Here is a 21,905-nt window from a genome sequence, read left to right as displayed (position 1 = left end):
TTAGTTGTGTTGATGCAAATATAGGTGTTTTGTTGACACAATGAAAATGCTAAATCGTTTTTTACTTTGGCCTGTTTTTTTATAAAAATAAAAAAGCAGTTGCTTTTAAACAACTGCTTTGCAAATATGACTTTGGTTTGGGTAAGGTTATTGCTTTAAGTTAAACGACCCTTTAACATGATGGGTATTAAATGATCCGTCCAATTCGTCGCCATTAAAAGTGCCTTGAACTGTACCTATCATATTGGATGTATGCGTTAAAATTGTTGCTTTTGCCTTACCTGTTGCCTGGCCTATAAGTTGTAAAGTAGGCGTATTAATGCTTACCAGGAAAATATCATAGGTACCTGGTGTTATGCCCGTAAAAACTAATGAAAACGAAGTGGTCAGGTCTTTCGGGTTAACCATCGAAAGCTGCGTAGCGCCGTTTGGATAAAGCTGGCTTACACCGCCTGGGTCGCCTGGCGAAAAAATGATAAATGCCGTGTTTGTGTTATAGGTAACTATTGGATTGCTATCCACCTGGTACGATATAGTACCAACCGCGCCGATAGGCAGACCGCTGCCGTCATTACTGCCCGTTCCTGTACCAGTCCCAGTTCCTGTTCCTGTTCCTGTTCCCGTGCCGGTACCAGTTCCCGTTAAGACCGCCGTAGTATCTTTAGACTTGGTTGGCATAACATCACCACTAAGCTTACAGCTATTAATCGTAGCAATTAAAAATAAGCCGGCAAATAAATTATAGTATATTTTTTGCATACCCACATGATTGATTATCAATCCGTTTTACTGCTTTAAATATAATATTGTTTCGTGTTATTTTAAAATGTTTAAAACTATTTTTCGGATTAATTGTATCAAGCGGGATTGAAAAGAAGTATAGGTTGAATAACGAAATTTATTTAACCTATACATCCTGAAATTTATTTCAAATGAAAAAATGTGGCAAGAAAAATAATATTTTGATTTTGCTGCTATTAATCAGTAATTAAGCGCAGTCGCCATCCGGCCCGCACGATTCTCCTTCAATAATAGTTAGCGCCGGTTTGTTGTTCTCCTGCTGCCATTCGGCAAACGATTTTTCGATAGTCTCCTGGAAAACGGGAACCGCCTGCGCGCCCGATACGCCATATTTGTTATTCATCACAAAAAACGGAACGCCCCTGATGCCTAATTGCTGTGCTTCGGCAATATCACGTTTTACATCATCGGCATAAGTGTCGCTTTCCAGTACCTGCTTTATTTCGGCAGCATCAAGACCAATGCCGGTGCCCAGGTTTACAAGGGTATCGGTATCATCAATGTTTAAACCATCAGTAAAGTAAGCTTTAAACAGCGCTTCTTCCGCTTTGTCGCCTAAACCATGCTTTTTAGCCAGGTGGCTAAAACGATGTGCCCTAAAACTATTGGCAACAACCGATCTGTCAAAATCATAGGTCAGGCCAACTTCGGCCGCCATCTGGGTTACGTGGTTGTTCATTTGCCGGGCGTATTCAAGTGTCCAGCCTTTTGCATCTGCCAGGTACTGGCTAATGTTAATATTGGGGTCGGTTTTCATATCCGGGTTAAGCTGAAAGCTTTTCCATTCAATTTCAACCTGGTCTTTATGCTCAAATTGTTCCAAAGCTTCTTCAAACCGGCGTTTGCCTATATAACAAAACGGGCACATTACGTCGCTCCAGATCTCTACTTTCATCATGGTGTTTTAAATTTTTTGATAGTCAAATTTAAACTAAGGGTTTAGCATCACCGTAAGGGCAAAGTAAAATTTAAGTGGGGCTGGCGGCGTTGGCCTGAACCGGGATTTTTCAGAATACCAGATTCGCAGGATTTTTTGTACGCAAAAAAATCCCGGTGCTTCCGTCGATCCGGCGAATCCGGGTTCGGACACAAAATGTGGTACATAAAAATCAATCAAACTTAATTATGTTCAATTAGTTGGATAAATACCGGTAAAACAATTGCTTTGTATACCCGAAATAATTACGCCTACAATGCAAAAACGCTACATTACTTTTTGTTTATTATCCCTGTTTATTTTATGCTGCGGTACTGCCACCGCCCAGCAAAAAATGAAGCCTGCCGATACCGGCGACAACCTGTTTAGCGCCGGCTTTGCTTCTGGCTTTATAGGCGGCCTATATGATAACTGGTACCCTTATAAGCAACTGGAAAAACATGGTAATTTTGGCCTCGGCGCCCCCGGCCAGCTGGATGGCGAACTGTTGATGATGGATGGAAAGATATACCAGACCAGGTCAACAGGTAAAACAACCCTGGTTGCCGATACAGGTAAACTGCCTTATGCGGTAGTTTGCTTTTTTAAAGCCAAAAAAACGTTTAAACATGCCGGCACCTTAACTAAAACAGGACTTTATGCACTATTGGATAGCCTGCTTACCAACCAAAATGGTATTTATGCTATCCATATCAAGGGTAAATTTAAACTGGTTAAAACCCGCGCTTTCCCGCCGGTTGAAAAACCTTACCTGCCGCTTGCCGCCATGCTGAACAGGCAGCACTTTTTTGAACATGCCAACGTACAGGGCGATCTTGTCGGCTTCCGTATTCCGGCGTTTATGGAAGGGGGACATATCAGCGGCTATCATTTTCATTTTCTGTCGATGGATAAAACCGCCGGTGGCCACCTGATTGACCTGGATGCGACGGATATTACCGTAGAAGTTGATACCCTTACCAGCTATACCATGGATTTGCCCCAAACTGCCGACTTCAATAACTTCGACTTTAAAAAAGATCGTAAAGAAGAGATAAAAAGCGTGGAAAACGGAAAGAAACAGTAAATAAAGCGTTGGTGGCGAGGTTCGGGGAAGGTGGCTCGTGTCGAAGGTTCGAAATTCAATTTGTTCTTTTCAACTTACCCCCGAACCACGCTACACGAACCCCGCCCCTCAATAATAATTTGCAATAGATTGTTGTTTATTTAATTTTTTAGATAAATTAGGGTCGATTATAAAACCTTGTATTTAAATTTATTGGCTGGCTGCAACGCCCGAAACACATTAAAGCTGGTATGCCTTATATCCCGTTAGACGAAAACCTGCCCGGAATTACCGGTTTGCTTAATTATAGGCAGGATACGGCTTTGCCTATAAGGCAGCTTACCCAAATCCTGTTGCGGGGAGAATCGACCCTGACGGAAGGCGAGCGCGAATTAATTGCTACAGTGGTAAGCAATGGCAACCAATGTCGCTTTTGCACCAATGCCCATACCGCAGCTGCTAACGTTTTGTTAGGTGAAACCGAAACTGCCGAAAAGGTAAAAAATGATCCGGACAATGCCCCGGTAACTGAAAAAATGAAATATTTGCTTGAAATTGCGCGCCAAACACAGGTAAACGGCAAAAATGTAACACCCGAATTGGTTGCTAATGCCAAACAGGCCGGCGCCACCGACCTTGAGCTACACGATACTGTTTTAATTGCCGCCCTTTTTAGTTTATATAACCGTTATGTAGATGGACTGGCCAGCGTTACCCCAACCGAACCTGCTTTTTATAATCGCCTTGCAGGTATCTTAAAAACAAATGGCTATTTGCCATCGGCAAATAGGTATGCCGCCTTAAATGCAGATTAAATGAAGAAATATATACACAGACCTGGAATATTTTGGATTGGGATTATTTTGTTGGTTGTACCGGGCCTGGTACATGCCTACCTGCTGATGCCTTTCCCTGGCAGCCAGGATTTAAATGCTATCACCGTATGTTATTACCTTGAAAAAATTGTAAACCCGCTACGTTTAATAGGCGCTATTTTTATTGTTTGGTACCTGTTTAAATTCTACTCAAAAAATACACAAAGGGGTAAAATAGTTAAAGCTGCGGTATTGCTGCTTTGCCTGGCCAGCTTTTACATTACCGATTACATGTACAAAGCCGAAACCATGTTTAAAGAAACCGAGGCCGCTAAATTTGCCAACGGATTATCAAACAAGGTGCCTTTAAATTATTTGGTTGTGGGTGTGGTAAACAATGGCGTTGCCAAGGCTTACCCGGTTATTTATTTGGGCTATCATCATAAAGTACAGGATAATGTGGGCCAGCAGCCTGTTTTGGTTACCTATTGTACCATGTGCCGCACGGGCAGGGTTTATAACCCTATTGTAAATGGAAAACGTCAAAATTTCAGGTTGGTAGGGGCAAGGCACTATAATGCCATTATTGAGGATGAAAGTACCAAAACCTGGTGGTACCAGGCTACCGGCAACGCCGCGGTTGGTAAACTGAAGGGCCAGCATTTACAGGAATTGCCTTATGAGCAATTAACCCTGGGTGCCTGGTTGCAAAAGCATCCAACATCGCTCATTATGCAGCCCGATAAGTTGTATGCACCTGATTATGCCGACCTTAAAAATTATGACCGTGTACAGTATATAGATAAAGATAGCACCTTGAAAAATAAAGATTCGCTTATCCGTAAAAGCTGGGTTATCGGGGTAATCATTAACGGCCAGGCCAAAGCCTATGACTGGCGGCATATGTTCCACAAGCGGATACTGAACGACGAACTTAATAATAATTCGTTGCTGATAGGCATCGAGAAGGACAGCCTGAGCTATCATGTATGGAACGCTGTGCTTAACGGTAAAACACTCCATTTCGACCTGGATAAGAATGATAAGCTTACCGATAAGGAAACAGCCTCTGTTTGGGATTGGGATGGTTTGTGTACTTCAGGAGTACAAAAAGGACAACGGCTTACCAAAGTGCAGGCTTACCAGGAATACTGGCATTCATGGAAGCATTTTCACCCCAAAACTATATTTTGGAAGGAAGGGGAGCGGGAGGAACCTTTGGCAGTTATTTGGGGTTTGTAGGTTGGCTAAACTAAATAACAGCGGTAATTTTTACTATGTCACTGTCGTTTAGCAAATCGCCGTTATCGATGTTCGGGTAATATTTGTTCAGGATTTTTTGAATAAGGAGGTAGCTTTCCATCGACTGGATAGGAGGGTTGGCCAGTTCATTGATGATAGAGCCAATCATTTTTAATTTTTTTGCCTCATACTGGTTCAGCACAAAGTCGGAAGTCTTTTTTTTGCGGCTTTGAGTAATCAATTCGTCCAGTTTCTTAATCTCCTCAATCAGGTCAATCAGCTTTAATACTTCCACTTTTTTCATCGGCGGTAAAATTAAGCAAATAATGTAGATGTGCAGATTTTAGATTTCAAATGTGCAGATGAGAGTCATTTAAAAATTTGAGAATTTGAAGATTTGAAAATGAGGCTGCAATAGATTATAATTCAATAATTCTTCCCCTCGTAACAATTCCCCCTGCCAGCCGTCTATAAAGCGTATGCTTCAGCTTGAAAAGGGAAAATATTTCGGAATCCAGAATAAGGCTATTCATTTGGATAACCTTATCGTTACTGATACCGAGTATACATATGATAAGGTTGACTGGCATACCCATGAAAACCCGTACTTTACTTTTTTGCTTACCGGTAACATGCAGGAAACCAACAAAAAAGAAAGTTATGAATGCAACGCCGGAACTTTGTTATTCCATAACTGGCAAGATGCGCATTGTAATGTCAAACATCCCGGCTATACCCGTGGATTTCATATTGAGTTAGAGCAGGATTTTTTTGAAAGGTACCAATTGCCTTTAAGCCGGATGGAAGGAAGCCTGAAACTGGATAACCCGGTTTTGAAACTGCTGTTCCGCAATATGTATATGGAAACCAAATACACGGCCGATATTGAGTTACTTATAATCCGCGAATCGCTTTTTAAGGTTTTCGGTTTCCTTACCGGCGAAAAATGCCGGGAAACCGCGAGGCAGCCGGCCTGGGTTAAAAAAATAAAAGAGGTTTTAAACGATGCCGATGCCGCCACTTTATCGTGGGATGTACTGGCTGCTATAGCGCAGGTGCACCCTGTACATTTATCGCGCAGTTTCCCCACGTATTTTAACACCACGGTTGGCGACTATCTAAAAAAACTAAGGATAAACCAGGCTGCCGTGCTGTTGGCAAAAGCTGATGTTTCACTTACCCAAATTGGCTATGAATGTGGCTTTGCAGACCAGAGTCATTTTATCCGCAGCTTCAAGCAGGCGTTTGGTGTTACGCCTTTGCAGTACCGCAAAATAATTACCGCACGTTAACAATGTGCTATTTTGCCGGCATTATTGCCATTACTATTGTGGTATAAAATATATATCATGTTATTAAGCACGTATTTAAAAAATAGGCTACCCGCGTTGCTGTTTCTGCTGCTCATCAGTTGTGGCTGTATGGCCCAGGCAGGGATGAAACCATACGAAGGCCATTGGGAGGGCTTACTAAATCATCCGGAGAATTTCAGTATTAATGTATCTGTAAAAAAGTTGGGCGCTAATGCATATACGTTTCAATTGTCATCTGCCGGGAAATCAATTCAAAAGAGATTTGGCTTATCGGCCAATAAGTTTGATATCAAAATAGATAGCAACCTTGCTGTTAAAGGCATTATCGGGGAGGGGCAAATCCGGCTTTTTATCCGTTCCGTTCAGTGGAGCTATCACCTGGTATTGAAACAGCAGCCGGGCAATACTTATACTGGCCGGTGGAATATCCTTTTTGTGCCCAACCTGAAACCTCAATTTTATATTGATGTTGAGAATACCGATTCTACCAAATATGAAGCTTATATTTTCCTGGGTGATCCTCGCTTTTCGGGCTTCGCCAGTGGCGGGCTAACGCTTACAAGTGATAATATTCATTTCAGAGATTATCGCACCGGGTTAAAGTTTAGTGGCAGAATTTTAAAGGATGCAATAAACTTACAGGCGTCAATAGCCGGCTTGCCTATTGCTGCGGTTTCATTGCGCCGCTCGGTTAATGATTGGGACTTAACAGGCGGAAGCCTCAAAATACCATTTGATGGCAAAACGCCGGTTGATATGCACGATGCCCTGCCGGTAAATAGTTTAAAAGCTGCCGGCTTAGATGAACGCTATTTAAAACTGATGGTAGATAGCATCAACGCCAATAAAATTACAAATACGCACAGCGTACTCATTTGCCGTAACGGTAAGTTGGTTTATGAGCAATATTTTAATGGCTATGATGAGGCAACGGTGCACGACCTCCGGTCGGCTTCAAAAAGTATCTCGTCGGCAATTGTGGGTATTGCTATGGACAAAGGCCTGCTGAAAGATACAGCCCAGAAACTGTTTGGATTTTTACCGGCAAAGTACAAACACGCCGCCGATGGCGATGCCAGGAAACAAGCTATCAGCATTGGCAGCCTGCTTACCATGAGCTCGGGCCTGGATGCGATAGATTTCGGCATTGATCGTAAATCCGCGGCATCCGAAGACGAATACCAAAACTCGGCCGACTGGCTTAAAACCGTGGTGGAAGCACCAATGATTAACTATCCCGGAACACATGCCAATTACAGCTCGGCCAATCCGTATTTATTGGGTGTAATTGTAGATACGGTTGTAAAATACCCGCTCGATTTGTTTATCGATCAAAATCTTTTTGAGCCCTTAGGCATCTCCAACTATATCGTTTTTGACGATCCCTTGAACCGCCCTTATTTTGGAGGCGGCATGCTCCTGCGCCCACGCGACTTATTGAAATTCGGTTTGCTTTATGCCAATGGTGGCAAATGGCAAAACAGGCAGATCATCAGTAAAAATTGGGTTGATGCATCATTTAAAAAATACCTTGTGCTCGAAAATCATAATGAGAAAAACGAATATGGTTTTTTGTGGTGGCATTACCACTATAACGTAAACGGCCAAACCATCAACACTATTGAAGCCCGTGGGGCTGGCGGTCAGTACATTTTTATTGTGCCGCAATACCATATGGTAGTAGTTATTACATCAGGTAATTTCAGGAACCGAAGGGTATGGCAGCCGGAAAAGATCATGGAAAATTATATTCTGAAGACGGCGGGTAAATAATATAAAACGCTGATCATTATTTTTTTATAATATTCTGGTAACCTAAGTAACTAAAAAACGTCTTATCTTAGATATCAACAAAATTAAATTATGAAAAGAAAGTTTTTTACTACAGCATTATTGGTTGGTTGCTTTATGGCGTGCCTTGCAGCCATTGCCGACCTTAACGGAAAATGGGCCGGAAAAATTGACATTGGCGGCACCGAATACCCCTTACTTTACAATTTTAAAATTGAAGGGGATAAATTAACAGGAACGGCTTTAACACCCGAAGGCGACGTGCCTTTAACTAATGGTAAAACAGATGGCACTACGTTTTCATTTAGCATAGCTACCAGCGGAATGGATATTGCGCATACCGGCAAATTTTACGGCGATTCAACTGCTATCGACCTGGAAATTAACGGCTCAAAAAATCACGCCGTTTTGAAAAGAGCAGAAGAAAAGAAATAGTTTTATACTTACCAGGTGAAACTATCCCAGGCTTACGAAGCTTTCTAAAGCTTCGTAAGCCTCTGGTTTGCATGTATTCAATAGCTACCAATCGGGGTTGAATTTTACCCAATAAATATCATCCCAGCCGTTTCCTGCACCGCTTAACAATGCTTTTAATTGCAGATACGAATTTGGTTTATCGTTTGTTAAATCTTTATTTAACCTGCTGCTGGTAAATATCAGGTATTTTTTATCCCAGCTTACAAATGGGCAATAATCTATCGCGCCGGAATTGATTGGTGCCGGCAAATGTTTTACGGGCAGCCAGTTGCCTGTTTTATCTTTGCGGCTTATATATAAATCGCCGCGCCCCAGGTTATCCGGCCTGCCATCCGAGCTAAAGAGGATGAATTGCTCGTCGGGATCAACAAAAGCGTTAAACTCATCGTATTTGGTATTTACGTCTTCGGGCAGGCTTTCGGGTTTGTTAAATCCACTGTTTACATTGGGCTTGCAAATTACAATATCTTCGCTGCCTTTACCATAATCGGCCTCTACTGTAAAATACAGGTTGCCGCTGCGGGTTATGCCGGGGTAAAATTCGTTTTTATCTGTATTAACTATCGGGCCTAAATTCTCCGCTTCTGTCCATGTACCGTTAGGTTTATGCTTAACCCGCCAAATGTCGAAGTCTTTTTTTGTGGGGTTGTTTGCTGTAGGCCTGTTCGACGAGAAATAAACTGTTTGCCCATCGGGTGAGAATGCTGCCTCCAAATCTTTATATCTGCCCGAAAACTGGGCTACCTGCGGCTTACCCCATTTACCATTCTTTTTAATCAGGTGTAAAATGGTGCTGGTTACAAAACGGGGTTGTTGTAAAGTATAAAATATCTCGTCGCCATTTGGCGATATGGCAAAATCGCGGTTGCTTAGTCCATCTGTTAATAATCCTTTGGCAAAAAAAACCGGGGTATCGGTTGGTAATATCGCATCGGGATAATTTACCTGGGCAACGGTTTTATTACCCATAATTAACAGGATAACAAGAAAGGTTAGTTTATGCATGGTGGCTACAATTTAAGTTAATAATTGCATGTTTTGTAACATCAGCGCCAATTTATCATCGAAGATAACAACTGCCCAAATTCATATGATGAAGATACGTTTATGTTGCTTTTGCTTTTTTACATTGTGCTTATTTAATGCCGGTGCGCAAGAAAAGTTTGATGCTTTTTCGGACAGGTTTGTAAGCGGGTACAAGGCCCTTAACCTGCCACAACTTGAGTTGAGCTATGTAAGCGGCCTGGAACATATTGGTACTACTGAAAACATCCAAAAACAAGTTGCTTTTTTTACGTGGGCAAAGCAGGGCCTTTTAAATTATGAAGCCAATATTCTGACACCATCGCAAAAGCTGGACTATAACCTGATTACTTATGAAACCGGCCTAAACCTGGAGCGCCTGGCGTTGGAACAGGAATGGATAAAAAATCGCCCAGAGAAAATATCGGCAGGGGGCATCATAACTATCACCAACGGTAAGGCATGGTATGCTTATTTATTAAAACGATGGGTAGGCGCCGATGTGACGCCCGACGGGATTTACAAATTTGGCCTTACCGAAGTTGCCCGTGTACAACGGCATATTGAAATAGTGCGGCAACAAACCGGATTACCAGATGATGCTTTTTACAAACATTTAAATGATGCTGTTTTTCTTGAAAGCGACCCCAAAGTAGTACAACAAAGCTTTGAGCACACCAAAGCAATTATCTATACCAACCTGCCCGGGCTGTTTAACGATGCGGAGCCCAACCCATTAAAAATCAAGGCGGGCGAAAGCAAACAGCTGGCGCAAACACCCGGCTATTACGATAATAACACTTTTTACTATAATCTTTTTGATAAGCCCTACAACAAGCGCCAATACGATTGGCTTTTTATACATGAAGCCGTGCCCGGGCACCACTACCAGGCAAGTGTTGAAAATAAAACCAAAACATCGGGAGTGCAGCAGCTTTTTTATTACATAGGTTTTGCCGAAGGCTGGGCTGCTTATACCGAAGAGTTAGGTAAGCAACTGGGTGTATATCAAACCCCTTATGATGAACTGGGTAAGTGGGAGTGGGATATAGTACGCTCGGTACGCGTACCGCTTGATGTTGGCCTAAACTATTATGGCTGGACAGATGAGCAAGCCCTTGCCTTCTGGAAAAAGAATATCCGTAACCAGGATGATATTGCCCTGCGCGAAATAGCCCGCATGCGCCGCTGGCCAGCCCAGGTAGTTACCTATAAATACGGCGCGCTGCAAATACTGCAGTGGAAAGAGGAATTGCAAAAAAAGCAGGGTAAAGAATTTAATATCAGGGATTTTCACTCGCGCGTGCTGGATCATGGCTCGCTGCCCTTGTTTTTGGTAAAAGAAAACGTATTCAGGTAAATAAAACCTGCGCCGTTATTTATACTACCGCAGGTTTTATTACCATGTCTTATTTCAGGATCACCTTTGTGGCACCATAGCCAAATTTTTCTTTACGGGCATCCATAAAAGTTTGTACTTTGGGGTGTTTGCCCAATAGCTTATGTAGTTCGTGCCGTAAAATACCATTGCCGGCTCCATGAATAAAAGTAATATCGGGCAGTTGGTGAACTATAGCTGCATCCAGCGCTTTATGAAAATGGGCAAGCTGGATCTGAATCATTTCGCCGGCTTGTAAAAACTGGTGATCGTCGCGCAGTTTCTCTATATGCAGGTCAACCTCGCTCACCGGCTTTTCAAATACAACCTTTTCCTCTGCGGGTTTAAAAAAGCTTTCTTTTAGTTTTTGGGCGTCTATTACCAAATCCGGCTCATCAAGCCTTATAAGCCACCCGGCCTGGTTTAATAGCGGCACCTGCTTTTTGGTTGATGAAAAATCTTTTGCCTTAAATTTTTCTTTTACAGCCAGCGGTAAAGGTGGCTCGATATTCTGTTTGGTGTTATAAATAATATGGAAGGTAAACAATGGCCACAATTGCAAATCGGCCAATTGTGCCGAGTAAATTTTTTCTGTGGATGATGGCGGTATTACCCCGGCAAACTCTCCTTTAAATATTTGTTGCTTTTCGGTGCTAAAAGCGGCCAATAGCTGAAACGATGTGGTATTAACCAAATGGAAATGAACTACCGAAGGTGCTTTGGCGTCGGCAACAACGCCAACATAAATGCCTTTCTTTTCAAATGTGCCCAAATCAGCTGGCTTTTCATCAGCAATGGCTGCCTTTTTTGTTCCGGCGGGTTCATAGCCATGTACGGTGGTTACCTTGCTGGCCAGCACAGGTATTTCAAATTCGTCGTCGCCGGTAACTCCTATCATTTGATCGTCAATAATGCGGGTTACAAAACCTTCCATTTTTTCGTCAACAAACCGAACAAAATCGCCTAATTTATATTTCATAGTTATGCTTATCAGCGGGCAAAGTTAGTATTACTTTTTGGCTATGCTGCCGGCAAGTTAATGCAATCATCACAACATCTTAATTGAAAAAAACATGAGCAATAACACCCCGAACCATCTGAACCCTTATTCGTTAAAACAGGTATTTTTACATAGCCTTAACCGCATTTATTTTGGCAAGTGTTATCTAAATAATAACCTGGAACACATCATCGCGCGGGCTTCTTTTAGTAATTTACAACTGGCCATCCACGAGTTTTGGGGCGACATTAGAAAACAGATTGCCCGTATGGACGAAGTTTATGCCTATATGGGCGAAACGCCATCAGATAAAAATTGTAACCCCATAAAATCAATCGTCAAAGATCAGTTTTGCCTGGATGAAAAACAGCAAATAACTATTTTGAGCGATATGGACATCATTATGTACCTGCAATTACTTGAGCACGTTAATATTACATCCTGCCGCATGCTGATGATGGTTGCCAAATTATTGAAATACGATAAGGTTAACCAATTGCTAACAGAATGTTTTGACGAATCGATAGACAACGACCGCCTGTTTGTGATAATCTCGAAAGAGTATCTTACCGAGGAATAAGACAGATTTGATGCCTCTTTGAAACAATAAAGCCACCCGAACAAGTTCGGATGGCTTAAATATTAGTTATTTAATACCCCTATTAAAATAACTTGTACAAATAAAAAAAATATTTCCCGCAATAGCAAACTATTTAATCTCAATTAAAAAGATGTTACAATTTTGTTACGAAAAACTGACGATTAAGTAGGTGTATTAAATTTCATTTATTTTGTAACTATTTGGTGTTAACAGCATCTTTACAAAAGTTGACACACTGAATTTATTTACATTTATGAAACACACCAAACTAATAGCGTTTTACGCATTGTCGTGTTTCGCGCTCACGCAAGTGAAGGCCCAAACCTTATACATGCCGCGCGATATTCAAAAAGCTTTTACAAAAGAAACGCGACAAGCCGACGGAAAGCCTGGTAAAAAATACTGGCAAAATCACGGAACTTACAACATCACTATTACTGCCTTGCCGCCGGATAGGAACGTTAAAGGGTCGGAAACGATAAATTACGTAAATAATAGCCCGGATACATTGAAAAGGCTTAATATGAAGCTAATCCTGAACATTCATAAACCCGGTGTTGCCCGGTTTGGAGATGCAGGAGATGACTACCTGACCAGCGGCATTCAGTTTGATAAGTTTTTGATTAATGGCGAGGCTAAAAAAGTTAATAGTAAAGCGGCCTCAACCAATATGGCGGTAACTTTAACAAAACCTTTAATGCCGCATGATTCATTAAAACTGGATATCGATTGGCATTTCCAGATCTCGCTGGAAAGCGGCCGCGAGGGTATGATTGATTCCACCTCCTACTACCTGGCTTATTTTTACCCGCGTGTAGCCGTTTATGACGATTACAATGGTTGGGACAGGTTGCCTTTTTTAGATGCGCAGGAGTTTTATAACGATTTTAACGATTACACCCTCACGGTAAATGTTCCGAAAAACTATATAGTTTGGGCAACAGGCACATTGCAAAACCCCAACCAGGTTTTACAGCCTGAATATGCCAAACGCCTGGCAGCATCAATGACCAGCGATTCGACAATACATGTGGCTACTGCTGCCGACCTTGCCAAAAAGGATATTACAGTGCAAAAAGACCAGAATAGTTGGATCTGGAAAGCAAATGATATCAGCGATATGGCTGTTGGCATCAGCGATCATTATGTATGGGATGCCGCAAGCGCCATAGTTGATGATGCTACACACCGCAGGGCAAGTATGCAGGCTGCGTTTTTAGATAAATCAGAAGATTTTCATCATGCGGTGCAGGCTGGGCGCCATTCGTTAAGCTGGTTGTCACATAACTGGCCGGGGGTACCTTATCCTTTCCCTAAAATGACTGCTTTTCAGGGTTTTGCTGACATGGAGTACCCTATGATGGTTAATGACAGTCATACAGACGATATCCAGTTTGCCGCTTTTGTTCAGGATCATGAAATAGCCCATACCTATTTCCCATTCTATATGGGCATTAACGAAAGTCGTTACGCTTTTATGGACGAAGGCTGGGCCACAACTTTTGAACGTTTAATAGGTACCGACGAGGTAGGTGCCGAAAAGGCCGACGCGCTTTACAAGAGTTTCAGGATAAACGGATGGATTCATGACGCATCAACCGCCGAAGATCAGCCGATTATCACTATGTCAAGCGAATTAAGGGCGGGTTATGGTAACAACTCATATGGTAAACCGTCGTTAAGCTATTTTGCTTTGAAAGATATGCTTGGCGACGATTTATTTAAAAAAGCGCTGCATGGCTACATGGACCGCTGGCACGGTAAACACCCTATCCCATGGGATTACTTTAACTCTATGAGCAATATATCTGGCAGTAACCTTAATTGGTTTTTTAATAACTGGTTTTTTAGCAATTACTACATCGACCTAAACCTGCAAAAGGTTGGCAAAGCTAAAGATGGTTATGTTGCCGATATTAAAAATGTAGGCGGTTTTGTTATCCCGTTTGATGTGAAGATAACTTATGCCGACGGAACAACCGAAACCAGGCACCAATCGCCTGCTGTTTGGGAAAAAAATCAAAAACAAATTTCGGTCAGCATTAAAACTCCCAAAGTAATTAAAGCCGTGACCCTTGACGGCGGTATATTTATGGATGCAACCGAAGGAAATAATACGTTTGCTTTTAAATAAACAATAAGAAAAAAATATATCAAACAAAAAACCCGGATGCATTATTGATCCGGGTTTTTTGTTTGATATATAGTACTAAAAATTATGCATTTTGTATAGTATTATTCCAATTGTTGGCTGTAGTTTTAACTTTTGCTTTAGCATCTTCAACCACATCTTCCGCTACGTGTTGTGCTTTTTCTGCGGCAGCTTTAGCAGTTGATTTTGCTGTTTCCAAAGCATCATCTTTATAATCATAAAGGTCGCTAACGGTACCGTTAAATTTTGATTTGGCCTTTTCTATGGCATCGCTGCTATATTGTTTTATGCCGCTGGCTGTTGTTTGCGCTTTATTTTTAGCAGTATCAACCAGGTCGTTTATGTAGTCGGCAATATCATCCCTAAGCTCGTTACCTTTTTCGGGAGCCAGTAATAAACCTAACGCAGCCCCTGCTGCTGCACCTACTAATAGTGCGGCTATAATTTTTGCTTGATCTTTCATGGTTAATTTTTGTTTTTGTAGATATGATTTAACTTAAATAAGTTAGAACAACAACAATGCCAGTTTTGAGGGGGGGGGAGAAGAATTAAGAGCCAAGAATCAAGAGTTAAGATTTTTTGGACTTTGGTATCTTTGGACTTCGGATTTTGAAATACCAATGACCAATGACGGCGCAGCCTAATGATAAATGACAGCGCAGAGAAATGACTAAAAAAAGAAAGGCATCCACTAAAAGCGGATGCCTGGTATGCTTAATGGTTATATTATACTTAGATAACTTTTACATTTACCGCATTTAAACCTTTTCTGCCGTTTTCAACTTCAAATTCAACTTTGTCGTTTTCGCGGATCTCATCGATCAGGCCTGTTGAATGAACAAAAATGTCCTGGCCACCGCTTGTAGGTGTAATAAATCCAAAACCTTTTGTTTCATTAAAAAATTTTACTGTTCCTTCTTTTTGCATTATTTTATTTATTAAAGGCGGCAAGGTAGGGAAAATTCTTCGATTTGGACATTTGAGAATTTGAAGATTTGAGGATAAAAACGCCGGTTTTGGAAATTAAAACACATTGATAGAAATTAAATAACTAATAGTCAGTTGCTTTTAAAGCTTCGAAACTAATTTTTTAACTTTAAAATTCTCAAATATTCAAATTGAAATTACGCCGGCATGGCAGGAGGCCAACATAGAGTGGTATATTCAACAAGTAATTGTTTAAAAAAATAGCCATCAAAAATATTATATTTGTGGCCAGTTACACTTAAACCTTTTGATAATCGTTACGTCATATGCGTGTAACCAAATAGTTGCAAAAACGTAAACAACCATAACCAATCGGAACCAAAAAAAGTCATGAAAAGTATAATCCTGTTAACGCTCAGTACGTTATTTTCAGCCGTGGCTTTCGCTCAAACGTCAAGCCCTTCGGTACCTGCAAAAGCAGAGGAAAAAGTGAACATTGTTGCTGCTAAAACCGAAGTAGCATCAGCTAAAACAGAAGTTGTAACCTCAAAATCAAACTTAGCAGCCGCCGAGTCTGAACTGGCAGCCGCCCAGGCAACGCTGGATGCGGCCATTGCTCAAAAGGCAGATAAAGTGACCATAGCGGCAGCCAAAGCCAACTTAGCAACAGCAAAAGAGGATGTAAAAGCCGCAAGGAAAAACGTTAGAGTTGCCAAAGAAGTGCGCTTAACTGCCAAGGAAGAAGTAAAAGACATAAAAAAAGAAATCAGGCAAACCAAACACGATGTGGCAAAACACCATGCCACTCATGTACGGTAACCTAATGATTGTGTTAAAAAAAGGCTGCTTTTAAGGAGGCAGCTTTTTTTATATCATTATTTGAAACTTACGCGTTAATAGCAAACTTTAAATAATTTTACCTATCCTGCCGGAGGGAGCCTGTTAATAGCTTGTAATCCCATTTAAATAATGACAAAGCCAAATGGCTGTCATTTTATCAATGCGTAAAAAAGAATGAAAATTGCATGTGTATCCCTTTTGGTAACTACCTTTTTGTTGTTTTGTGCGAATGGGATTTTTGCTCAAGGTAAACCGGCCGATAAGGTTGATGAAACAAAGAAAAGTGAAAAGGAAGGCTCATTCAAATTTGGCCTAAGTTACCTGAGCAATAATGTAGTTATGGGCCGGGCTGATACCATAAAAACTCCCATGTTGATAACTGATATCAAATACTCCTTTAGCAATGGGCTATATCTTTCGGGCAGTATTACTTATATACCAAACCGCATTGTGGATAAGCTTGACGAAGGAAACCTTACAGCGGGCTATGACTTTGATATCACTGATGACCTGAGCGCCGAAACATCATTTTCAAAATTATTTTATAATAAAAACAGTACTCAAATAGGTTCGTCAATAAATAGCACCATCAATGCAAGCCTTGATTATAACATTGTGGGCATTGTAACTCCAACCATAGGGACCGGTTATAATTTTGTGAGCAAAGGATTTAAAAACGATGTTTTTGTAAATGCAGGCTTATCGCACGATTTCATCACTACCGGTATTGTTAATGGTAACGATTTCCTGGTTATTTCGCCATTGGCCGAGATGAACGGAGGCACGCAAAATTTTTACGATGCCTATCTTACACAAAAAAAATACAAACTTGCATCCAATACCTCAAAAGCGCTGGCTAAGCAAGAAGCCATGTTAAGTAAGTTTAACCTGCTTGACTACGAGTTTTCGGTACCAATGGCCTATAAAACGGGCGTATTTATTCTTCATGCTTCGCCGTCGTACGCCATTTCGCAAAATAAATTGCCTGCAAACATTACCGGCAGTATGATAAACAAACCGGGTATATTTTATTTTGACATTGGCGCCACCATTAAACTTTAACGGTACTGCTACAGGATAGCCAAACTGCCATAAATAAAAAAAGCCCTTCAGCCTTTTGGGCCAATGGGCTTGCTAAAATCAATAATCACGCAAAAACAACCGCAACACAATCCTTATTATTTTAGCTACACCTTAAATGTTGTATTAACTATTTCGTTAAATAAAATTGTACTAGTGTATATATCATTGTACGTAAGGAAGCTATTTTTAGTTTTTATAAAGTGTATTTTGCGCCCAAAATTCAAAATATACTATGAAGGCCTTTATATTCGACCTTAATGGCACCATGATAAATGACATGCCCTATCATACCAAAGCCTGGCAAACGCTTTTGAACGATCAGTTAGGCGGCAATTTTACGTGGGAAGAAGTAAAAAAAGAGATGTACGGTAAAAATCCCGAAGTGCTTGTACGGATGTTTGGTACCAACCGCTTTACGGTTGACGAGATGAACGATCTTTCTTACAAAAAAGAGCAAAAATACCAGCAGGAATTTTTGCCCCATCTGGCACTTCTGCCCGGTTTAAGAGAGTTTTTAGAGGCTGCTTATCAAAAAGGTATCCCGATGGCCATAGGTTCGGCCGCCATACCGTTTAATATCGACTTTGTGCTGGATAACCTGAACATAAGGCACTATTTTAAGGCTATAGTTAGCGCCGATGATGTGGTTTTGAGTAAACCGCATCCCGAAACTTTTTTAAAGGCGGCACAGCTTTTAAATGCTGAGCCAACCAACTGCATCGTATTTGAAGATGTACCTAAAGGTGTTGAAGCCGCAGCAAATGCCGGTATGAAAGCCGTTGTGCTTACTACTACACATATTGCCCAAGAGTTTGAACACCTGGATAATGTGCTCCATTTTTCGGAAGATTTTAATGACGCGTTTATAGAAGCCCTGGCATTTTAGGCAAAAGTTATTTATTAACGCGGCTTGTTACATAACTTAGGTTTTTAGCGTATTATTGGTAAAGATTTTTAGTCCCTAAATTCTTAACCAATATACCTTTATGAAAATAAAATTCTACTTACCGGCAGCAGCATTACTTTTGGGTTTGTTAAGTTCATGCAGCGAGCATGTGTATGGCCCGGCCCTGCACAAAAGTGATATAGCCTACATGCCAAAGCCGATGTCGATGGATAGTGTTAAATCGGCTACTTATGTATCGGCCGGACTGGTGCTTGATTTTGGCAATAACCTTAGCGATCAGCTTACCAGCGGCCAGTTAAACATAAGTGAAGCCCACACGTTTAAAAACTTTAACCTGGCGTATGGTGCATTTACATCATTGGGCAATTACTCCAATTATGATTTACAGGAGGGCGACGCCCATTATTTTAAAGATAAATTCTTCGGCGCGGTAGGTGGCCGTTTATCAGGCAACTTTTATATCAATAATGATGGGCGTACCGATATCAGGATTATTGGTTTTGAAGCGGCTTATAGCCATGAGTTTGGCGATTATGCCAGGTTCAGGAAAGATGTAACCGGCGATCCTAACTTTTACACCGATACCCGCACCGAACTGTTTACCGGCGGCTTAACCAGCGAAATTGTTTTTCACGGCCGCAAGCCCAATACCCAGATGGGTTTCAGGATATTTGTTGGCGAAACATTTGGTAACGATAATATTTACAACAACAATAAAAACGATTACGTAACTTATAAAACGCCCACCTATGTTGCCTTCTCGTATTTTATACAATTAAAGCAATATTTTGCCGTGATTGAAGGCGGCACCTACGTACAGTTCAGGGTTGGCTTAAAGTTTTAAGTCGAAAGTCTTAAGTTCTAAGTCAAAATCAGACTTCGGACTTAAGACTTTCGGCTTAGAACTTTCGACTTAAAAGAACCTATTCTGAATAAATACTGCCAACCCTGTCGCGCAGGTTATAACCAGAGGCCATCACCTCGCCGTATGCGCCGGCAGTGCGTACGGCAATCAGGTCGCCACGAAATGATTCCGGCAGGTCAACATCCTTCTGAAAACAATCTGTGCTTTCGCAGATGGGGCCTACTACGTCATATTTCAAGTTGTGAGTTGTGAGTTGTGAGTTGTGAGTGGGGTTATCTTGATTCTTGATTCTTGACTCTTGATTCTTACTTATATTTTCTATCTGGTGATAAGCCTGGTAAAGCATGGGGCGTATCAGTTCAGTCATGCCGGCATCCAATACCAGGAAGTTTTTCTTTTTGCCATTTTTTACATACAGTACCCTCGATATCAGCGATGCGCTTTGGGCTACCAAAGCACGGCCAAGCTCAAAGTGTACTTCCTGCCCCGGTTTTACGTTCAGGAAGTTTTTAAATACCTGGAAATAGTTTTCAAAATCGGCAATGTTGGTGTCGGGGCTGTAATAATCAACACCTAAGCCACCGCCGGTGTTTAGTACTTTAACCGGGAAACCATGATCTTCAAACCAATCCTGCATTTCGTTAATGCGTGTGCAAAGGCTTTTATAAACCTCCAGATCGGTAATTTGTGAGCCTATATGGAAGTGAATGCCTAAAAATTGCAGGCTGGCGCATTTGCGCAGGGCTGTAGCCACATCGGGCAGCTGCCATATATTAATGCCAAATTTATTTTCATCTAACCCGGTAGTAATAAAATGGTGTGTATGCGCATCAACGTTAGGGTTAATGCGGATGGCTACATTGGCCCTTTTACCTTTGGAAGCCGCCAATTCATTAATTACTTCCAGTTCCTGAACCGACTCGACATTGAAACAAAAAATATCAGCATCAAGCGCATAGTTTATTTCACGGTCTGATTTTCCGACCCCTGCAAAAACTACTTTGCCTTTGTCAAAACCATGTTCAATAGCTGCCCTAACCTCGTTGCCGCTCACACAATCGGCACCAAAACCAAAAGATTGAATCATATCCAGCACCTTCGGGTTAAAGTTTGCCTTCATGGCATAGTGCACGTGAAAGCCATGTTTTGCCGAGGCATCCCGGCAGGCTTTCAAAGTTTGGCGCAATACGCCCATGTCATAGTAATAAAACGGGGTATCTAATTGATTGAAGGTATTTATGGTATTGGTTGTAAACATTTTTTTAATTCAAAAGTCAAAATTCAAAAGTCAAAAAACTTAGCGGTGGCAAATTAGGAATCGAAAATAAATCCGCAATCGAAATTTCCAATTCCCCAATTAAAACAGCCTGTTATGCAAGCTTCTGAGCGTTTCCACTTTATCATCTGTTTTAACCAGTAATGATAAGTTGTGGTCGCTGCCGCCGTATGATATCATTCTTAATGGGATATGTTTTACGGCTTCCAGCACTCTTGCCGCATAGCCATGTTTTTCGGCACCAAAATCGCCAACTACACAAATGATGGTGTGGTTTACATCCAGCTCTACCGAGCCAAAAATGTTAAGCTCGCTGGTAATCTCGCCAAGGTAAGTGGTGTCGTCAATAGTTAAAGATACTGCCACCTCTGATGTGGTTATCATATCTATTGATGTTTTATATCGTTCGAAAACTTCAAATACCTTCCGCAAAAAACCATGTGCCAGCAACATCCGGCTGCTTTGAATTTTGATGGCCGTAATGCCATCTTTAGCAGCAATAGATTTGATTTTGTCCTTTTCGCTCGTGTTGGTTATCAATGTTCCTTTTGCCTGCGGGTCCATAGTGTTTAACAGGCGTACAGGTATCTTATACTTTTGTGCCGGGAACACGCTTTGCGGGTGCAGTATTTTAGCGCCAAAATACGCCAACTCGGCTGCTTCATCAAATGATAGCTGGGCTATAGGCTGCGTGCCTTTTACAATCCGTGGATCGTTATTGTGCATTCCATCAATATCTGTCCAAATCTGCACTTCTTCGCTGCGGATGCCGGCACCTATCAACGATGCTGTGTAATCGCTGCCGCCGCGGCGCAGGTTATCAATTTCGCCAAAAGCATTCCGGCAAATAAACCCTTGTGTTATAAATAGGTTAACCTCTGGTTGTTTATCCAGTAACGGGGTTATTTTTTCGGTGATATAATCAACAATAGGTTCGTTATCCTCATCTATCTTCATAAAACTCAAAGCAGGCAGCAATGCCGATGGCACACCTATCTCTTTTAAGTAAACATGATACAATGTGGTCGATAGCAGCTCGCCCTGGGCCAAAACTATTTTCTCTTCTACAGTAGTAAAATTATTATTGGCCAGGTTATTAAGTAATGCAAAGTGATAGTCAATTACTTCCTTGCCTTGCTTTAAATATTCGGCGTTGGTAAAAAGTTCATTTATAAATAATTCGTATTTATCCTTTAGCGCACTTATCAGGATTATGGCTTTCTTTTTATCGCCTGTAAGATAAGCCTGTCCAATTTCAACCAGGTTGTTTGTTGTACCTGATACTGCCGAAAGCACAACAATTTGTCTTTCTGTAGGGTCAATAATGTCAAGCAGTGCTTTCATGCGGGCCGGACTGCCCACAGATGTGCCGCCAAATTTTAAAACTTTCATTGCTATTTTGTTAACCTAAAATAACGGGCAGGAAGGTGCC

The 21,905-nt window shown here is 41.4% G+C and carries 22 protein-coding genes; 13 read left to right on the top strand and 9 right to left on the bottom strand.

All coding sequences use genetic code 11. The features are described 5' to 3' along the window. Positions 1-147: 147 nt before the first annotated feature. Both PQ469_RS18745 and PQ469_RS18740 read right to left on the bottom strand, forming a co-directional pair. A complete protein-coding gene (locus PQ469_RS18745; RefSeq protein WP_274209053.1) occupies positions 148-759 on the bottom strand; it encodes a hypothetical protein in 612 nt (203 codons plus the stop codon). A gap of 229 nt (positions 760-988) precedes the next feature. Then, complete coding sequence (locus PQ469_RS18740) at positions 989-1,699, bottom strand: DsbA family oxidoreductase (protein WP_274209052.1); 711 nt, start codon at positions 1,697-1,699, stop codon at positions 989-991. Positions 1,700-1,994: 295 nt separating this feature from the next. On the opposite strand from PQ469_RS18740, the gene budA reads away from it, so the two are divergent. From budA to PQ469_RS18725, 3 genes are all read left to right on the top strand, one after another. Further along, on the top strand, positions 1,995-2,804 hold the full coding sequence (budA, locus tag PQ469_RS18735; protein WP_274209051.1) for an acetolactate decarboxylase: 810 nt from the start codon (positions 1,995-1,997) through the stop codon (positions 2,802-2,804). 230 nt (positions 2,805-3,034) lie between these two features. Next, positions 3,035-3,598 carry a carboxymuconolactone decarboxylase family protein gene (locus tag PQ469_RS18730; RefSeq protein WP_090644767.1) on the top strand — a complete coding sequence of 188 codons (564 nt, stop codon included), beginning with the start codon at positions 3,035-3,037 and terminating at the stop codon, positions 3,596-3,598. Then, on the top strand, positions 3,599-4,840 hold the full coding sequence (locus PQ469_RS18725) for a DUF3179 domain-containing (seleno)protein (RefSeq protein ID WP_090644770.1): 1,242 nt from the start codon (positions 3,599-3,601) through the stop codon (positions 4,838-4,840). 10 nt (positions 4,841-4,850) lie between these two features. On the opposite strand, the gene PQ469_RS18720 is transcribed toward PQ469_RS18725, so the two are convergent. Continuing rightward, on the bottom strand, positions 4,851-5,144 hold the full coding sequence (locus PQ469_RS18720; RefSeq protein ID WP_274209050.1) for a hypothetical protein: 294 nt from the start codon (positions 5,142-5,144) through the stop codon (positions 4,851-4,853). A gap of 175 nt (positions 5,145-5,319) precedes the next feature. Between PQ469_RS18720 and PQ469_RS18715 the strand changes: the two genes are divergently transcribed. The 3 genes from PQ469_RS18715 to PQ469_RS18705 all read left to right on the top strand — a co-directional run bounded on the left by PQ469_RS18715 (position 5,320) and on the right by PQ469_RS18705 (position 8,379). Continuing rightward, positions 5,320-6,132, top strand: coding sequence for a helix-turn-helix transcriptional regulator (locus tag PQ469_RS18715; protein WP_274209049.1), 813 nt, complete (start codon positions 5,320-5,322; stop codon positions 6,130-6,132). Positions 6,133-6,189: 57 nt separating this feature from the next. Beyond that, positions 6,190-7,926: a serine hydrolase domain-containing protein gene (locus PQ469_RS18710; RefSeq protein ID WP_274209048.1), complete on the top strand. Its 1,737-nt coding sequence runs from the start codon at positions 6,190-6,192 to the stop codon at positions 7,924-7,926. Between the two features lie 90 nt (positions 7,927-8,016). Beyond that, the gene (locus PQ469_RS18705; protein ID WP_090644786.1) at positions 8,017-8,379 is read left to right on the top strand and encodes a hypothetical protein; all 363 of its coding nucleotides are present in this window, start codon (positions 8,017-8,019) and stop codon (positions 8,377-8,379) included. Positions 8,380-8,463: 84 nt separating this feature from the next. Here the strand turns inward: PQ469_RS18705 and PQ469_RS18700 are convergent, their stop codons facing one another. Next, the gene (locus tag PQ469_RS18700; RefSeq protein ID WP_274209047.1) at positions 8,464-9,426 is read right to left on the bottom strand and encodes a TolB-like translocation protein; all 963 of its coding nucleotides are present in this window, start codon (positions 9,424-9,426) and stop codon (positions 8,464-8,466) included. An 85-nt stretch (positions 9,427-9,511) separates the two neighbouring features. Between PQ469_RS18700 and PQ469_RS18695 the strand changes: the two genes are divergently transcribed. Then, positions 9,512-10,804 carry a DUF885 domain-containing protein gene (locus PQ469_RS18695; RefSeq protein WP_274209046.1) on the top strand — a complete coding sequence of 431 codons (1,293 nt, stop codon included), beginning with the start codon at positions 9,512-9,514 and terminating at the stop codon, positions 10,802-10,804. Positions 10,805-10,853: 49 nt separating this feature from the next. Here the strand turns inward: PQ469_RS18695 and PQ469_RS18690 are convergent, their stop codons facing one another. Continuing rightward, positions 10,854-11,801, bottom strand: a complete 948-nt coding sequence (locus PQ469_RS18690) for a Smr/MutS family protein (protein ID WP_274209045.1) — start codon at positions 11,799-11,801, stop codon at positions 10,854-10,856. Between the two features lie 94 nt (positions 11,802-11,895). Between PQ469_RS18690 and PQ469_RS18685 the strand changes: the two genes are divergently transcribed. Next, positions 11,896-12,402: a DUF892 family protein gene (locus PQ469_RS18685; protein WP_274209044.1), complete on the top strand. Its 507-nt coding sequence runs from the start codon at positions 11,896-11,898 to the stop codon at positions 12,400-12,402. Between the two features lie 274 nt (positions 12,403-12,676). Next, positions 12,677-14,557 (top strand): M1 family metallopeptidase, encoded by a 1,881-nt coding sequence (locus PQ469_RS18680; RefSeq protein ID WP_274209043.1) that lies wholly within the window; start codon positions 12,677-12,679, stop codon positions 14,555-14,557. Between the two features lie 82 nt (positions 14,558-14,639). On the opposite strand, the gene PQ469_RS18675 is transcribed toward PQ469_RS18680, so the two are convergent. After that, positions 14,640-15,038, bottom strand: coding sequence for a YtxH domain-containing protein (locus PQ469_RS18675; protein ID WP_274209042.1), 399 nt, complete (start codon positions 15,036-15,038; stop codon positions 14,640-14,642). 269 nt (positions 15,039-15,307) lie between these two features. Next, positions 15,308-15,502, bottom strand: a complete 195-nt coding sequence (locus PQ469_RS18670; RefSeq protein WP_090644815.1) for a cold-shock protein — start codon at positions 15,500-15,502, stop codon at positions 15,308-15,310. 390 nt (positions 15,503-15,892) lie between these two features. On the opposite strand from PQ469_RS18670, the gene PQ469_RS18665 reads away from it, so the two are divergent. The 4 genes from PQ469_RS18665 (at position 15,893) to PQ469_RS18650 (ending at position 19,176) form a co-directional block, all read left to right on the top strand. Then, positions 15,893-16,321 carry a hypothetical protein gene (locus tag PQ469_RS18665; protein ID WP_090644818.1) on the top strand — a complete coding sequence of 143 codons (429 nt, stop codon included), beginning with the start codon at positions 15,893-15,895 and terminating at the stop codon, positions 16,319-16,321. Positions 16,322-16,516: 195 nt separating this feature from the next. Continuing rightward, positions 16,517-17,404 (top strand): hypothetical protein, encoded by an 888-nt coding sequence (locus PQ469_RS18660; protein ID WP_274209041.1) that lies wholly within the window; start codon positions 16,517-16,519, stop codon positions 17,402-17,404. Positions 17,405-17,657: 253 nt separating this feature from the next. Continuing rightward, a complete protein-coding gene (locus PQ469_RS18655) occupies positions 17,658-18,311 on the top strand; it encodes an HAD family hydrolase (protein WP_274209040.1) in 654 nt (217 codons plus the stop codon). A gap of 100 nt (positions 18,312-18,411) precedes the next feature. Further along, positions 18,412-19,176 carry a hypothetical protein gene (locus PQ469_RS18650; RefSeq protein WP_090644830.1) on the top strand — a complete coding sequence of 255 codons (765 nt, stop codon included), beginning with the start codon at positions 18,412-18,414 and terminating at the stop codon, positions 19,174-19,176. A gap of 79 nt (positions 19,177-19,255) precedes the next feature. Here PQ469_RS18650 and lysA read toward each other — a convergent pair whose 3' ends face one another. Both lysA and PQ469_RS18640 read right to left on the bottom strand, forming a co-directional pair. Beyond that, entirely contained in the window at positions 19,256-20,455 is a 1,200-nt protein-coding gene (lysA, locus tag PQ469_RS18645) for a diaminopimelate decarboxylase (protein ID WP_274209039.1), read from the bottom strand. A 99-nt stretch (positions 20,456-20,554) separates the two neighbouring features. Beyond that, positions 20,555-21,865, bottom strand: a complete 1,311-nt coding sequence (locus PQ469_RS18640) for an aspartate kinase (RefSeq protein ID WP_274209038.1) — start codon at positions 21,863-21,865, stop codon at positions 20,555-20,557. Between the last annotated feature and the right edge of the window lie 40 nt (positions 21,866-21,905).

It is taken from the genome of Mucilaginibacter sp. KACC 22773, assembly GCF_028736215.1.
Classification (GTDB): Bacteria; Bacteroidota; Bacteroidia; order Sphingobacteriales; family Sphingobacteriaceae; genus Mucilaginibacter.
Note: the sequence above shows the minus strand (reverse complement) of the source record. Positions and strands in the feature narration are given on the sequence as shown.